Genomic DNA, 15,748 nt, shown 5'->3' with positions numbered 1-15,748 from the left:
GTGTTAAACCATTTCCTCGCCGCCCTTGCCGCCCAGGACAATTTCCCCGGCTTCGGCCATGCGTCTGGCGATGGTGAGAATTTCCTTCTGTGCAGTTTCCACGTCGCTGACGCGTACCGGGCCTTTGGCTTCCAAGTCGTCGCGCAGCAATTCGGCGGCTCGCTTGGACATGTTCTTGAAGACTTTTTCCTTGATCGCCTCGTCAGCACCTTTGAGCGCCAGCACCAGCACATCCGACGACACTTCGCGCATGAGGGCTTGAATACCCCGGTCGTCGACATCGGCCAGGTTGTCGAAGACAAACATCAGGTCTTCGATCTGGCTGGAAAGGTCTTCGTCGACTTCGCGGATTGAGTCCATCAGCTGACCCTCAACCGAGCTGTCGAGGAAGTTCATGATATCCGCCGCACGTTTGACCCCGCCCAATGCAGCACGGGACGTATTGGCGCTGCCAGAAAACTGCCGCTCAAGGATGTCGTTGAGTTCTTTCAGCGCAGCCGGCTGCACAGTTTCCAGTGACGACACGCGCAGGACGATGTCCAGGCGTACCTTATGGTCGAAATGCCCGAGTACTTCACCGGCCTGATCGGGGTCCAGGTAAGCCACGACGATGGCCTGAATTTGCGGGTGTTCGTAGCGAATCACGTCAGCCACGGCGCGCGGCTCCATCCACTTCAGGCTGTCGAGACCACTGGTGCTGCCGCCGAGCAAAATACGGTCAATCAGGCTGCCCGCTTTATCTTCGCCCAATGCCTGCGTGAGCATCTTGCGAATATAACCATCGGCACCAACGCCCAGGCTGGTTTGATCACCGACGATGTCGACAAACTCCCCCATCACCTGTTCGACCTGCTCGCGCTGGATATTGCGCATACCGGCCATGGCCACACCGACCCGCTGGACTTCTTTCGGGCCCAGATGACGCAGCACCTGGGCGGCGTCGGTTTCACCAAGCGACAGCAGCAGAATCGCGGCCTTGTCGACTTTGCTCAATTTAGTGGCGGTTCGATTATCACTCATCGGCGTTAATCCACTCTTTCACAACCTGGGCTACGCGGCCCGGGTCTTCGGCGACCAGGCTCTTGATGGCGTTCAGTTGTGCATCATACCCCTCACTCGGGCTTGGCAGGAGGATGCTTTGCGGACCGCCCAGGCTCACACGGTCCTCAGCCAGATCACCACCCAGCGCGCCCATTTCACCCAGCTCAACATCGCCATCACGGCCGTCACTTTGGCCTTTGCCGCCATTGGTGATGTTATTGAGGACAGGGCGCAGCACACCAAATACCAAGATGAGAATAAACAGCACGCCGAGGACTTGTTTGACCACATCCCAGAACCACGGCTGGGTGTAGAACGGGATATCAATCATCTCTTCGCCCAGTTCGGCGGAGAACGGCGTATTGATCACGCTGACGCTGTCACCCCGACTGGCGTCAAAGCCTACTGAGTCCTGTACCAGGCGGGTAAACCGCGCCAGGTCATCGCGGCTCCACGGCACGCGCGTGGTTTCGCCCGTGGCTGCGTCGACTTTCACCTGATCGTCCACTACCACCGCTACCGACAGTCGGCGCAAGCGCCCCTGCTGCTGCTTGGTGTAGCTGATTGAACGATCCAGCTCGAAGTTGCGTGTGGACTGCTCGCGTTTGTCCTCTGGGTACGGCGCCAACATGGCCAGACCGGTGGCCGGATCGATAATCTGAGCGCCATTGGCATCCAGCAGCGGCTGCCCGGCAGCAATCGGCCCAGGCACGGCTGGCGCCGCGGCACCCGCTTGCTGCGGCGCGGCACCGGCTGCAGGCGGCTGGTTGCTCAGCGCGCCGGGGACACCTTGCGGCGGCAGGCTGCTGGTACGTTGTTCGTTGACCGACTGCTCGCTGCGCAGCGCAGGTTGATCCGGGTTAAACATTTCCGAGGTGGATTCCACCGCGCTGAAATCCACATCCGCCGAGACTTCGGCCTTGTAGCGACCCGAGCCCAGTACCGGTTGCAGGATGTTGTGCACGCGCTGAGTGAACAGGCTTTCCATGCGGCGGCTGTAATCGAACTGCTTGCCGGCCATGGTCAGCTCAGACATTTCCTGAATATCCGACAGCAGATTGCCCTTCTGGTCGACCACGGTGACCTGGGCCTTGTCCATTTCCGGCACGCTGCTGGCGACCAGATTGACAATGGCCATGACCTGACTCGGCTCCAGGCCGCGCCCAGAATACAACTCAACCAATACCGAGGCGCTGGGTTTGCGCTCATCACGCACAAACACCGAGCTCTTCGGGATGGCCAGGTGTACACGGGCCGCTTTAACGTTATTCAAGCTGGAAACGGTACGCGCCAGTTCACCTTCCAAGCCGCGGCGATAGCGGGTGGCTTCCATAAACTGGCTGGTGCCCAGGCCTTGCTCCTGGTCGAGAATCTCAAAACCGACGCTATTGTCTTTCGGTGCAACGCCAGCCGCAGCCAGGCGCATACGGGCGCGCGCCAGGTCGCCTGATTTGACCAGCAGCGCGCCAGAATTGGGTTCCACGGTGTATTTGATATCAGCCGCGGACAACGTCTCCATGACCTGGGACGCGTCCATGCCGTCGAGGCTGCCATAGAGCGGCTGATAATCCGGCTGCTGCGACCACAGCACCACAGCAAAACCGATGGCCACACTCGCAGCCAGACCGACCAACAGACCAATCTGGCGCAACATCGACATATCGGCGAGGTTTTCCAGAAAAGTCAGGCCGAACAGCGGTTTCTTCGGCTCATCACCACCGGTGGTGGCAGGTACGTTTGCAGCGACGGCTTCAGCCATGATTCAGCCCTACCCTTAAACCGGCATCTGCATAATGTCTTGATAAGCCTGAACCAGCTTGTTGCGCACCTGGGTCATGGCTTGAAAGGAAACGCTGGCTTTCTGCGACGCGATCATCACGTCCGTCAAATCCACGCCACTGGTGCCCATCTCAAAGGCAGTTGCCAGTTTGTTGGAGGCTTGCTGGGTTTCGTTGACCTTGCCCACCGCCTGCCCAAGCATCTCGGAAAAGCTTGGCGCACCGGGTTCAGGCGTGCTGGCGACAGGCTTCTGACGCGCCATGGCGTCGGCCTGCATGGACCGCATTTCCAGCATCAAGCGATTGAATTCAACACCCTGGCTCATCTCTACCTCCACTGGCCGCGGTTTTTTGACGCTTCGCGGCGTTTGCAGAGGTATTGCAACAAGGGTGCCAAATTTTGAACTGGGGCTTAGCGTCTATTTCCGTGTTTGCGAACGGACATACAGCGCCTCGACTTTCTCCCGCGCCCAAGGCGTCTTGCGTAAAAAAGTCAGGCTGGACTTGATGCTTGGGTCACTCTTGAAGCAACGGATATCAATCCGTTCAGCCAGACCATCCCAGCCATACTGAACCACTAATGCGGTGAGAATGGCTTCAAGGGTGACGCCGTGTAGCGGATTTTTAGGTGATTGAGTCATGCAGAACCTGTACGGACAGCTCGATTAAGACAAACCCCGCCACCATAGCCAAGCCGGTGAACAACCGAAAGCCTCCAGCGTGATTGGGCATCAGCATAAAAAATACCTGGAGGCCGCTATGCCCCTGCGCCGTAACGTCAGCCAGGGTGAGCCTCAGGATAAGTCGCCATAAAAAAGCCGGCCCACACCAAAGGTGTGGGCCGGCGAAGCACTATCGGGTCGCACGCACATCGCCGCGAAACAAGCCCGCGGGGCAACTGAACGACCAGTCAGTTGCCAGGTATTTCAAACTATCAGGCCGACTGATATTCCTTCTCGGCTTCGTCGAAGCGCTTGATCATGCTGGCCGATGGGCCGCTGCCGATCTTGCTGAACACCAGAATGGCGATGGTGGCGAAGATAAAGCCTGGGATGATTTCGTACAGGCCCAGGTGGCCGAGGAAGTTCTTCCACAGGATCACAGTCAGAGCACCCACCAGCATGCCGGCCAGCGCGCCGTTGCGAGTCATCTGCTTCCATACCAGCGAGAGGATCACCACCGGACCGAACGCAGCCCCGAAGCCTGCCCAAGCGTAGGACACCAGACCCAGTACGCGGTTTTCCGGGTTGGCGGCCAGCATGATGGCGACGATCGCGATCAGCAAAACCATGCCACGGCCTACCCATACCAGCTCAGCCTGCGAGGCACCCTTACGCAGGAAGGCCTTGTAGAAGTCTTCGGTCAGGGCACTCGAGCACACCAGCAGCTGGCAGCTCAGGGTACTCATCACTGCAGCCAGGATGGCGGACAACAGGATGCCGGCAATCCATGGATTGAACAGCAGCTTGGCCAGTTCGATAAACACGCGCTCAGGGTTTTCGGCTACCGGGCCAGCCAGGTCAGGGTTGGCGGAGAAGTAAGCGATACCGAAGAAACCCACGGCAACCGCACCGCCCAGACACAGGATCATCCAGGTCATGGAGATGCGACGGGCAGCAGGAATCGACTTCACCGAGTCAGCGGCCATGAAGCGCGCCAGGATGTGCGGCTGACCGAAGTAGCCCAAGCCCCAGGCCATCAGCGAGATCACGCCGACAAAGGTTGCACCTTTGAGCATATCGAAGCTGGTTGCGTCTTTCAGTTCGATCGCCGCGAAGGTGGCATCAGCACCGCCGGTGGCAATAATCACCACAATCGGGGTGAGGATAAGGGCGAAGATCATCAGCGTGGCCTGCACGGTGTCAGTCCAGCTCACCGCCAGGAAACCACCGATGAAGGTGTAGGCGATGGTCGCCGCAGCACCGGCCCACAGCGCGGTCTCGTAGGACATGCCGAAGGTGCTTTCAAACAGGCGGGCACCGGCCACAACACCGGAGGCGCAGTAGATGGTGAAGAACACCAGAATCACCAGCGCGGAGAAGATGCGCAGCACGCGGCTGCTGTCTTCGAAGCGGTGAGTGAAGTAATCCGGCAGGGTCAGGGCATTACCGTTGTGCTCAGTCTGCACGCGTAGACGGCCAGCGACGAACAACCAGTTCAGGTAAGCACCGACAATCAGGCCGATGGCGATCCAGCCCTCGGACAGACCGGACAGGTATACCGCACCCGGCAAGCCCATCAGCAGCCAGCCGCTCATGTCCGATGCCCCCGCCGACAAGGCGGTAACAAAACTGCCCAGGCTACGGCCGCCCAGGATGTAATCGGAAAGGTTCTTGGTGCGCATGTACGCGAACAGGCCAATCAGCACCATGAGCGCGATGTACACCACAAAGGTGACGAGCATCGGAGTATTTGCAGTCATTGGGGGGCTCCCCTCTTGATTGTTGTTATTTCAGCAACAGGGATTAGCCCCCATTGCCAACGTGGCATTGCACGCCTGCCTATGCAGGTGAAGCTACTTACCGCAACCGAGGCACAAAGAACCTGCTTACGATCGGCTGTGCTTCGTCGCCGCGGCGTAAAAACGCCTGTCAACGCGTTAGCGTGCAAGATCGTAAAAAGGCTCTGGAGCCCCAATACAACAACGGGCGCATGCCGCAAGACAGTCGCCCGTAAAAATCCTTTTAATGGCCCGCCAACGCCTTACCCCTGGCGGGACCCGGCATGCACTGGCCGGTTTGAAAACCGCTGCACACCGGTAAAAATGCTGCATTGCTCACCACAAAGTGCGCAGTAAGATGGCCGGACAAGGACCTAACAATGAAGGCTGTTGCGCTCATGCATGGTCCTTATCTGCTCATTGCCTGTGTTAGGTCTAGCCCAAACTCGCTGGCTTGCTGGGGCATCCTATGAGCAGAAACCTGCGCACCGTGTAAATCGAGCATGGAATTTAGTGGCAGATGCATGAACGCTTCTTACAAAAAACTCTGGAGTTTTTGCAAAAAACTCCAGCAGCGGGAACTTCCTACAAATAGCGTTTAAAGCAGAAAAGCAACGCACGCGCTGCTGGCCCTGCCATCCATCGTCATGTCCAACAGACGCAGGACAGCCATCTAGACTGCATTCATCAAGTTGGAGGTGTGTGTTGCAGAGTGAAGCATCCGATTACTCCATTTACCGCCGTGTCGTTTCACAGTTAATGCAGGGCGAAGAGCAATTGCCCAGCCTACCAACCATTACCCTCGATATCCGTCGCGCCTTGGGTGACCCCAATATTTCCCGAAACACCCTGGTGCGCCTGATCAGCCGCGATCCCGCCCTAAGCGCCCTGCTGATGAAACATGCCTCCAGCGCCCTGTATCGCCACACCCTGCCGCCCAAAACCCTGCACGAAGTGATCAGCATGCTTGGCATGGCTGAAGTTGACCGAATTACCATGGTGCACAGCATCAAAAGCCTGTTCACCCTGTACAGCCCGGGGCACAAACGGCTATTTGTCGAGGCCTGGGAGCGCTTGGTCATCAAAGCCAGCATCAGCGCCATGCTGGCACGCTTGCTGGGCCATGTGACGGCGGAGCACGCGTTGCTCGCCAGCCTGCTCAGCGAGGTGGGCACCCTTGCCGTGCTGTCAGCGTTCAGAAGTGAACGCGTAACACCCTCTAACGAGCTCTATTCAAAGCTGTGCCAGGAGTACAGCAAATCGCTCGGCATCATCGTGCTGAAGAAATGGTCGGTGCATAACGAATACATCGAGATCATTCGCAACGCCGGCAACTGGCAATGCAGCCCGGGGCATAGCCTGCAATTGCTGGATCTGGTCAACCTGGCGCTCTATCACGCCATCAAGGAGCACACGCCAACCGCCGAACTGCCCTCACTTCAAGAACTGGCGGCCTACCAGAAACTGATGCCACCGCAGGATTTTATCGGTGAGAACGGCGAACTCAGCCTGGTGATAAGTCACCGCGCCGACATTCAGGCGATAGCCCAGACGTTGCGTTAATCCCCCCCACACAACCCGGCAACCGTACACGCTACTGTCGCATTGAGCCGGTAACAGCCTCGTAGCGGCGTGACTGGCTCCCGATTGAACTGCAGCTGAGGTGTTTGCCAAGCCCAGCGTTTACACAGCAGGACGACCGTGTAGTAGGTGTGGTCGAAAGACGCTCTAGCGGTCAATCACCTGCGCACGCATCGGCGCCAGGCGCGCCAGCAGGCGGTTTTGCGCCGGCATGGGTACGTTCTGCGCGCTCATGGCCTCCTGCAGGTTTTCCACCAGGGCGTTGAAGTCGCTCGGCGTAAGGTTCTGGCCCTTGTGGCTCTCTTCCATGCTGTCGCCGGTGTACGTGCAGGGGCCGCCCGCTTCGACGCAGATCTGCTCCACCAGTTTGTCGCGCAGACGCTCGATATCGATATTTTCAAAGTGCCGAACGATGCGCGGATCAGCAGCAATGTTCAGCAGCATGCCTTCAACGATACGAGTGATCCCGGCCTGCTCACCCAACTCACGGTACAGGCTGTCGTTTTTGGGCGGCTGCTGAGCGCAGGCCGCCAGGGTCAGAACCATCGCTAACAGCACACTGCGCATGCCTAGAAACTCCCCTGCACGGACAGATAAACCCCGTCCTGATGATCCAGTGTGGCAATCTCGCCCAGGCGCGCATACGCCAGCACCACGGCGAGATTCTTGTTGGGGAAGTAGCCCAGAAACAAGTCGGCCCAATCACTTTCACCCGCAAAGCTCAGGTTATCCGGCTTTTCGCGGTATTCGACCCCAAGCGCCCAACGCGGATTGAACAGCACAGCGACCGAACCTTCCTTGAGTACTGAATGACGATCACGGCGGTCACCGCCAAAGCCCAACAGCCCCAGCTCATTGGCTCGGCTGTAACGAATACCGCCGTTGAGCAGCAGGTTGTAGCCAAAGGCACCGCCAAGGATCAGCCGGCTGGCCGTGAGGTAACCCTCGGTGTCCTCGCTGCGCTGGGCGCCAACCAGACTGGGAATCAAAAAATCCTTCTGGCGCTTGTGCTGAATGCCCAGAGAGACCTGCGGCAACTGGTCGTAGATCAAATCACCGAATAGGCGAACTTTGAGGCCAAAGATGTCCTGACTCAGGCTGTTCTCAGGCAAGTTGAGGCCGCGCGCCAGGTTACCCAGATCAAAACGCTGACGGGCGTAAGACAATTCAACACGGTTGTCGAAAGCGACACCGACACCGGCCACGTCCAGACGGTAATCGCCCGTCTCTACCCGCGTGGCGAATACATCCGCGCCCCACTCGCCGCGCTCACCATACCCAGACAACACAGCCCAGGGCGTAATCCCGCCACCGGCGGCGCCTTCAATACTGCTGGCACCGCCGGTGGCCAACAAACGGCCATCGGCACAGGCCAGATTGGCCAGCAGGCCGAGCAGCAGGACAATGCAGCGTGGCAGGTAAGTCATATTTAATGCACCAACGTCGAGGGGGCGTGGACGTACTGCGCCATCCAGGTTTCAAAGGCTTGCGCCGCCAGTGGACGACTGATCAGGTAGCCCTGGGCGGTGTCGCACTGCCAACGCCCGAGCAATTGCAGGCTGCGCTCGAACTCGACCCCTTCAGCTACGACCTTGAGGCCCAGGCTGTGGCTCATCTCGATGGTCGAACGCACGATGACTGAGTCCTCACTGGCATCGTCCAGGTCGCGGATAAATGATTGATCAATTTTCAACTCCTGCACCGGCATGCGCTTTAGCTGCGCCAGGGAAGAATAGCCCGTGCCAAAGTCGTCCACCGACAGGCTGATGCCACATGCCCGCAAACCATGCAGCACTTGCAGCGCGACCTCGGGATTGAGCATCACACCACTTTCAGTGATTTCAAAAATAAGCTGCTCGGCCGGGACCTGATACTCGGCCAACAACTTACTGACCCGCGCCGGCAACTGAGGGTCAATCAGGTCGTCGGTGGAGATATTCAACGACACCTGCACGCGCAGTCCACGCCCCGCCCACTCACGTAATTGGCGCAGGACTTCTTCAATGACCCAAGCAGTCAACAACTGGATACTGCCGGTGCGTTCGGCCAGCGGGATAAATTCACCCGGAGAGACCATGCCCAGCGTCGGGTGCTGCCAGCGCAGCAGGGCTTCGGCCTGACGCACCTGCCCGGCCGCAATGTCTAATTTGGGCTGATAGTGCAGCAACAACTCTGCTTTATCAGGGGCATGCCGCAAATCGCGAATCAGGCGAATCTGCCGCTGCTGCGCATCATCACGACCCTGTTGATACACCTGCAGATGGCTGGGCATGCCAGCCGCATCCTGCATGGCGATGCTCGCCCGGCGCAGCAGCTCTTCAGGGGCGTTGCCGTCCACCGGATAACTGGCTATGCCAATGCGGCAATCCAAGGCGAAATCGTGGGTGGCGACGCGCAACGGTTTGAGCAACAGTTGCTGAACCTTGTCGGCAATACCCACGGCACTGTCGCTGTTGGTGTTTTCCAGCAGCAGCAGGAATTCATCGCCGATAATCCGCGCCACACTATCACCAGGACGCAACACGACCTGCAGGCGTCGGCTCAATTGCTGCAACGCCAGGTCGCCTCCCTCAGCACCCAGGCTTTCATTGACGGCCCGAAAATTCGCCACCCCCAAGTAGAGCAACGACGTCGGTCGTCCCGCTGTGATGGCACTGCCCAGGCGTTCCAGCGCCAGCGTGCGGTTGGGCAGGCCCGTCAACGCGTCATGCAGCGCATTGTGCGCCAGCTGCCGCTCACGTTCGGCAATGCCTTGCTGCATGGCTTTGAACGCAGTGGCCAAACGCCCTAGCTCGTCGCCGCGCTGCAGGTCCAGGCTGGCCTGGTAATCACCCTGGCGTACCCGCTCAGCCACTGCCGCCAACTGCCGAACCGGCTGCGACACTGAGCGCGCCAGCAATAAGGCCCCCACAAGCGAAGCGGATAGCGCAGCCAGAGCAATCAGTAGAATTTTCTGATCAAGTGGAGCAAACGCCTCTTGCGCCTGACTCAAGGATTTGTGCAACAGCGCACGCACTTCAAAACCATCACCACTGGCCAGCACCAGGGTCTGATTCAAGTACGATTCTTCACCGATCAGGCTGATTGCATCATTGGCCAACTCAGACATGCTGCCTTGCAGCTGCTTACTTTGCGCGGGTTGCAAAGTGCTGATCCAGATATCCGCGACACCGTCCTGGGTCGCCCGCAAGGTCAAATCCAGGTGGGTCAACTCACGCAATTCGGCGGCAAATGCATCATCGACCTGAAAGCCCATCATGACCCGAGCAATTGGCAGCGGCGCGGTGACTGTGGCCTGCACCAGCAAGTAGATCTTGTCAGCAATCGGCATCAGAAAGATCTGCACACCTTCGCGCTGACGCTGCATCACCTGCGCGCTGAGGCGCTTGGCAGTCTCACCGCTGATTTGCCGATCACTGCTGACCTCAAGGTTGCCATCCAGGCCCAACATCATGACGGCACTGGCGTTGATCCGCGCGCCATGGTTGATCAACGCCGAGCGAATTGTCTCGGTGTCGCCACTGGCCACGGCATCCTTGAAACCAAAATCCGCCGCCAACACCTGCACCGCGTCGTGCAACTGACGGCCACGGACCTCGAGTAATTGCTGAAAGACCAGGCTGCCGACGTCTAACTGCTCACGTGCCTGGCTGCGTACGGCTGCATTGGTGGCAGTCTGCACCGCCACATACAGCGCTCCCACAACCACCAACAGCAGCAGTACCAGTACCCCGGCAATTCGCGCCTGAAAGCTATTGCGCAGCATCGCGTGCCTTCTTGAATGCATCACCAAAAGCGCTGACCGGCGCACTCGGAGCGGTTTGACCGCCAGGAGCCTGCATGGACAGGGTAAAGCGCTGCTGGCTACCGGCCTCTGTCAGCTGCACCTGGCCGGCATCCTGCGGCAACATATCCGGCGCTTGTGGGTGCCACAGGCTGGCGGTGTAGGTCCCTGCCGGCAACTGCTCCAGGTTCAGCTTGCCCTGCGCATCACTCACAGCGAACCACGGGTCGTCGGTGACGTAGACATAACCCACCATCCAGTCGTGGATATTGCAACCAAGCACCACCACACCGGGCTTATCGAAAACCACCGGCTCGCTCGGCGTGCCCTGGTAGAGGCGTAGCTCAAAGCGCTTAGCCAACGAGAACGAATAGACGTGATGGCGAATGTTGTCGCTATTAGGGAACGACACGGCAGTACCGCTTCGCACAGCCAGTACATTGGGCGCGAATTGCTGCGAGATTTGATCCATCACCGCCGTGGCAGGTGCAACCACGGGTGCAACCTCGCTGCGCAAGGTAAGCACAGCATTGGCCAGCGGCTGCCCTTCACTGTCCACCAGCTCGGCTTGCAGACTGGCAGCGGACAGCGTTGTACTGAACAGCAGCATGCCGAGCAGTGACAGTGTGGACAGGTATAGGGGCTTGTTCATCAAGACTACTCGCACTTTATGGGCACACTTGACTACCGGCAGCATCCTTGCCCGGGCACAGGAAAAACCTGCGTGGGCCACAGCTTAGCCGCCCATGTGCGGAAGTTCACGCTTCGTCGACTGTAACCATCACGCAAATGTATGCAGCGTGCTACCCAATAACCGTCGAGGGCTCAGTTATTCGGCGCTACGCAGGCGTTTCGGCGTCAGGCCCAGATAGCGGCGCATAGCGGTGGTCAGCGCGCTCTGGCTGGAGAAACCGCACTCTTCCGCGATACGGATCAGCGGCAGGCCGCTCTCGCGCAACAGCCGTACAGCCCGATCCAGGCGTGTTTTCAGCAGGTACTGATGCGGCGTCAAACCGACGCTGTCCTTGAACTGCGCATGGAAATGACTGGGGCTGAGACAGGCCACCTGCGCCAACTCAGCCACACTGATACGCCGCGCCAAATGCTGAGTGATGTAACTGTCGAGCCGCTCCACATTCAGCGCCCCCATGGGCCGCGTCTGGGGCTCGCCAAACAGGCGCAGGTGCAAGGCACGCAGCAGCACGCCCCCCAGGGCACGGGGAAGCAATGGATCGGAGCCATAGCGTTCCAGCTCGGCGCCGGCATAGCTCAGCAGGTTCTGGAAATCGGCATCCAGTTGCGGGTAGCGTGGTGTTTCAAACAGACGGGTCAGCAGCTGCAGGTCTTCGCTGGAGGTGCCCTGCTCGTCCAGATCGATGATCAGCATGCAGTTGTCACCCATGCCAGCGAACTGGTGATCGGCATCCCCCGGCACCAGGCAGGCGCGCATGCGGCAAACCTCGCCGCCCCGGCCGTTGACTTCAAATTCGGCACGCCCAGCCAGCGACAGCACCAGTTGATGATGGTCGTGAGTGTGTTCGTGGGCCTGGTCATCAAGACGCATCAACCGCGCGTTGAACATGAAAAGTGCAACCCTGAAAAACAGAGGTGCAACTTTAACCCTTTGCCCGGTAAAACTGCAGCCTGTACGACAAATGGGTGCTGATCGCCCTAAACAGTCAATGTCCGCCAAGCCTGAAATAGCAGGTGCTGCAACGCCTGGAACATGAGCTGATCGACAGGCGAAAAGTACGCCTGGCACGCCACGATTGCTTTGCCCTGCTCACACCGCTGATCGACCAATTCTTCCAGCAGTTGCGCGCGCCACTGCAGACGACGTTCTCAGCACAGACTCCCGCAGGGCGGACCTAGCGGCTATGCTGGCAGCCTCGACATTCGCCAGGAGCTCACCATGCTTGCCCCCCGCCTGACAGTGGCACTCAGCCTTGCACTGCTCGCCGCCTGCGCACAAACGCCCAGCAGCGTGACCCTGGAGCAAAACCAGCAGAGCAAATGCCCGCTGTCGTTGCACGTTGGCCAGCAATTCAACCTACGCCTGCCGAGCAATCCCACCACCGGTTTCCGTTGGCTGCTGCGTGACTCCGCACCCCAGGTGCTGAAAAGCCTCGGCCCGGAGGTCTACAGCAACCCGGAAGATGCCGGCCTGGTCGGCAGCGCCGGGGTTTCCACCTGGCGCTTCGAGGTCATCAAAGCAGGCGAAGGCCAATTGGCTCTAACCTATGAACGCCCCTGGGAAGTCGGTGTAGTGCCCGCCCAGCGCTTCAACTGCACGATCAAGGCTCGCTAGCAGGCGTTGAAAAACGTAGGCGAGGCAGCCAGCGCAAGGCGCTACGTTAGTAACAGCCTTCGGCTGGTCAAAACGGCGAAAAGCGGAGTTTACGAGCTGTAAATGAGCATTTTGATCGGACTCGCGCACGAGCCTGTTTTTAACGCGGCGATGCAACGAAGGTAGTTTTTCAACAGCCTGCTGCTACTGGCGCGAAATGCTGACCTAAGTGGCATCCACGGCGTGGCCAGTTAATTCGCGACGCGCCATAGTGCTGACCTTTCGAGTATCAAGGACAAGGGTCATGCGTTATCTGCTGCTGGGTTTGCTGGGTGCTGCGATGTTCTTCTATACACGGCTCAGCGGCATGAATGAACTGGGCCTGCTCAGCAAAGGCATTCCAGTGATTGCCCTGCTGCTGTGGTTGAGAACGGCACCCAGCGGCCTGTATCGACGTTGGATCAGCCTCGGCCTGCTCTGCTCACTGGCGGGCGATATTCTGCTCGACTGGCCGGGCGACCTGTTCGTTTTCGGCCTAGGCGCCTTCCTGCTGGCCCATCTGGCCTACCTGCGCGCCTACCTGAGCGACTGTAAACAACCAGCCTGGCTCGCTTTGATTCTTGCGCTGGCCACTGGCGGAACGATGTTCACCATCCTCGCCAGCGCCAACCTGGGCCCGCTGCTGATCCCCGTAGCCTGTTACGCCCTGGCGATCAGCGCCACGCTCTGGCGCGCTCTTGCCCGCCTTGGCCAACCCGACCTGAATATCCATTCCAGGCGCCTGGCCGCCGTAGGTGCCGCGCTGTTCGTATTGTCCGACAGCCTGATCGGCATCAACCGCTTTGTCGCCCCCTTCGAGGCGGCGCCCGTGGCGATCATGCTCAGCTACTGGCTGGGACAATGGGCGATTGCGGCGTCGGCCTTCAAACACGCCCGCTGAGCCGTCTCCATGCAGATTTGCGACCAATAACGGTAATCAAGGTTTGGCTATGCGGTGCACTTGGCTAAAATGCCCGGCTTTATTGACCAGTGCGCAGCCATCGTGAGCAAACAGCCCGACCGTCTTTTCGCCCAACCCCTGGCCCAGGTGCCGGACTTCGTGTTCAACGAGGATGTGGTGCGGGTTTTCCCCGACATGATCAAACGCTCGGTGCCGGGTTATCCGACCATTGTCGAGAACATTGGTGTGCTCGCTGGCCAGTTCGCCCAACCGCACAGCGTACTGTATGACCTCGGCAGCTCTCTGGGCGCCGTGACCCAAGCGCTGCGCCGACATGTGCAGATCGACGATTGTCGGGTGATCGCCGTGGACAACTCCAGTGCTATGGTCGAGCGCTGCCGCGAATACCTGCATGCGCAGGATTCGATGTTTCAAGAGTTGCTGCCCGTCGAAGTGATTGAGGCCGACATTCTCCGCCTCGGCTTTCAGCCCACTTCGCTGGTGGCACTGAACTTCACCTTGCAATTTATCCAGCCTGAACAACGCCTCGAATTGCTCACGCGAATTCGCCAGGCCCTGCTGCCCGGCGGCGCAATGATCCTCTCGGAAAAACTGCAATTCGAAGACGCCGGGCAGCACGCACTGCTGGGCGATCTGCATATCGCCTTCAAGCGGGCCAACGGCTACAGCGAGCTGGAAATCGCCCAGAAACGCAGCGCCATCGAGAAAGTCATGCTCCCCGACAGCCTGGAGCAGCACCGCGAACGCCTGCTCGCCGCTGGATTTAGCCAGGTAGTACCGTGGTTCCAGTGTCTTAATTTCGCCTCAATGATTGCCCTGCCATGATCAGCCGCCTCGACCTCGACGCCCTGCAAGCAACCCTTGCCGGCACTCCACTGCAAGACTGGTCAGCCGACCTGCCCGGGCAGATCGACGCCAAACTGGCCGTCGGCCATGGCGACCTGGCGCGCTGGTACGGCGCGGTGCAGAGCTTGCCGGCTCTGAATGTCGAACAACTGGAGCTGCTACACAGCTTCCGATTCAACGGAACCTGTGACGACTCGACACGCGCAGCATTAACCACGGCTCTTCAGGGCCTGATTCCCTGGCGCAAGGGGCCGTTTCATCTGTTTGACGTGCATGTCGACACGGAATGGCGCTCGGACTGGAAATGGCAGCGCGTCGCGCCCTACCTCGACCTCAAGGGCAAGCGGGTGCTAGATGTCGGCTGCGGCAACGGCTACTACATGTGGCGCATGCTTGGCGCCGGTGCGGACAGCGTGGTCGGCATCGACCCCAACTGGCTGTTCCTCTGCCAATTCCTGGCGATGAAGAACTACCTGCCCGACCTGCCCGCCTGGCATCTGCCGCTGGCATTCGAGGAACTGCCGAGCAAACTACAAGGCTTCGACACCGTGTTTTCCATGGGTGTGCTGTATCACCGCCGCTCGCCCATCGACCACTTGATCGACCTCAAGGACTGCCTAGTTAAAGACGGCGAACTGGTCTTGGAAACCTTGGTGGTAGAAGGCGATGCACAGCAGGTGCTCGTGCCCGAAGACCGCTACGCGCAGATGCGCAACGTCTGGTTCCTGCCTTCGGTGCCCGCCCTGGAGCTGTGGCTGCGCCGCGCCGGCTTCGTCGATGTGCGCTGCGTGGATGTCAGCACCACTTCAGTCGACGAACAACGCTCGACCGAGTGGATGCGCTTTCAGTCACTGCCCGAATTCCTTGACCCGGCCGACCATAGCCGCACCGTGGAAGGCCTGCCGGCGCCAAGCCGCGCGGTACTGATCGCCCGCAAACCGTAAACCGGACTTATCAAAGCTCACGTAGGGTCGACAGGCGCTAGCTTGTCCAGTGCAGATGGCGGACAAGCCTGCGGCATGTCCGCCTC

General features: G+C 59.3%; 15 protein-coding genes. 5 read left to right on the top strand and 10 right to left on the bottom strand.

All coding sequences use genetic code 11. The features are described 5' to 3' along the window. Positions 1-3: 3 nt before the first annotated feature. From fliG to putP, 5 genes are all read right to left on the bottom strand, one after another. Positions 4-1,020 (bottom strand): flagellar motor switch protein FliG, encoded by a 1,017-nt coding sequence (gene fliG, locus BLO50_RS10085; RefSeq protein WP_090252067.1) that lies wholly within the window; start codon positions 1,018-1,020, stop codon positions 4-6. After that, positions 1,013-2,800: a flagellar basal-body MS-ring/collar protein FliF gene (gene fliF / locus BLO50_RS10080; RefSeq protein WP_090252064.1), complete on the bottom strand. Its 1,788-nt coding sequence runs from the start codon at positions 2,798-2,800 to the stop codon at positions 1,013-1,015. The genes fliG and fliF overlap by 8 nt, the downstream gene beginning before the upstream one ends. 15 nt (positions 2,801-2,815) lie before the next feature. Further along, a complete protein-coding gene (gene fliE, locus BLO50_RS10075) occupies positions 2,816-3,145 on the bottom strand; it encodes a flagellar hook-basal body complex protein FliE (RefSeq protein ID WP_090252062.1) in 330 nt (109 codons plus the stop codon). Positions 3,146-3,238: 93 nt separating this feature from the next. Beyond that, on the bottom strand, positions 3,239-3,460 hold the full coding sequence (locus tag BLO50_RS10070) for a VF530 family protein (protein ID WP_090252060.1): 222 nt from the start codon (positions 3,458-3,460) through the stop codon (positions 3,239-3,241). A gap of 293 nt (positions 3,461-3,753) precedes the next feature. Then, complete coding sequence (gene putP, locus BLO50_RS10065) at positions 3,754-5,241, bottom strand: sodium/proline symporter PutP (RefSeq protein WP_090252059.1); 1,488 nt, start codon at positions 5,239-5,241, stop codon at positions 3,754-3,756. Between the two features lie 723 nt (positions 5,242-5,964). On the opposite strand from putP, the gene BLO50_RS10060 reads away from it, so the two are divergent. Then, positions 5,965-6,822, top strand: coding sequence for an HDOD domain-containing protein (locus BLO50_RS10060; RefSeq protein WP_090252056.1), 858 nt, complete (start codon positions 5,965-5,967; stop codon positions 6,820-6,822). A gap of 165 nt (positions 6,823-6,987) precedes the next feature. On the opposite strand, the gene BLO50_RS10055 is transcribed toward BLO50_RS10060, so the two are convergent. From BLO50_RS10055 to BLO50_RS10035, 5 genes are all read right to left on the bottom strand, one after another. Continuing rightward, positions 6,988-7,407 (bottom strand): group I truncated hemoglobin, encoded by a 420-nt coding sequence (locus tag BLO50_RS10055; protein WP_090252054.1) that lies wholly within the window; start codon positions 7,405-7,407, stop codon positions 6,988-6,990. Positions 7,408-7,409: 2 nt separating this feature from the next. Next, positions 7,410-8,267, bottom strand: coding sequence for a DUF3034 family protein (locus tag BLO50_RS10050; protein WP_090252051.1), 858 nt, complete (start codon positions 8,265-8,267; stop codon positions 7,410-7,412). A 2-nt stretch (positions 8,268-8,269) separates the two neighbouring features. Then, a complete protein-coding gene (locus tag BLO50_RS10045; protein WP_090252047.1) occupies positions 8,270-10,606 on the bottom strand; it encodes a bifunctional diguanylate cyclase/phosphodiesterase in 2,337 nt (778 codons plus the stop codon). Then, positions 10,593-11,276, bottom strand: a complete 684-nt coding sequence (locus BLO50_RS10040; RefSeq protein WP_420875456.1) for a methylamine utilization protein — start codon at positions 11,274-11,276, stop codon at positions 10,593-10,595. Before BLO50_RS10040 ends, BLO50_RS10045 begins: the two co-directional genes overlap by 14 nt. 177 nt (positions 11,277-11,453) lie before the next feature. Beyond that, on the bottom strand, positions 11,454-12,206 hold the full coding sequence (locus BLO50_RS10035) for an AraC family transcriptional regulator (RefSeq protein WP_090252044.1): 753 nt from the start codon (positions 12,204-12,206) through the stop codon (positions 11,454-11,456). 330 nt (positions 12,207-12,536) lie between these two features. Here BLO50_RS10035 and BLO50_RS10030 point away from each other — a divergent pair, with 330 nt between their 5' ends. From BLO50_RS10030 to cmoB, 4 genes are all read left to right on the top strand, one after another. After that, entirely contained in the window at positions 12,537-12,932 is a 396-nt protein-coding gene (locus BLO50_RS10030) for a protease inhibitor I42 family protein (protein WP_090252042.1), read from the top strand. 283 nt (positions 12,933-13,215) lie between these two features. Next, complete coding sequence (locus BLO50_RS10025; protein ID WP_090252039.1) at positions 13,216-13,851, top strand: lysoplasmalogenase; 636 nt, start codon at positions 13,216-13,218, stop codon at positions 13,849-13,851. Between the two features lie 69 nt (positions 13,852-13,920). After that, positions 13,921-14,697: a carboxy-S-adenosyl-L-methionine synthase CmoA gene (gene cmoA / locus BLO50_RS10020; protein WP_090252036.1), complete on the top strand. Its 777-nt coding sequence runs from the start codon at positions 13,921-13,923 to the stop codon at positions 14,695-14,697. Beyond that, complete coding sequence (gene cmoB / locus BLO50_RS10015) at positions 14,694-15,662, top strand: tRNA 5-methoxyuridine(34)/uridine 5-oxyacetic acid(34) synthase CmoB (RefSeq protein WP_090252033.1); 969 nt, start codon at positions 14,694-14,696, stop codon at positions 15,660-15,662. The genes cmoA and cmoB overlap by 4 nt, the downstream gene beginning before the upstream one ends. Positions 15,663-15,748: the final 86 nt, after the last annotated feature.

The sequence above is a fragment of the Pseudomonas peli genome, assembly GCF_900099645.1.
Classification (GTDB): Bacteria; Pseudomonadota; Gammaproteobacteria; order Pseudomonadales; family Pseudomonadaceae; genus Aquipseudomonas; species Aquipseudomonas peli.
Note: the sequence above shows the minus strand (reverse complement) of the source record. Positions and strands in the feature narration are given on the sequence as shown.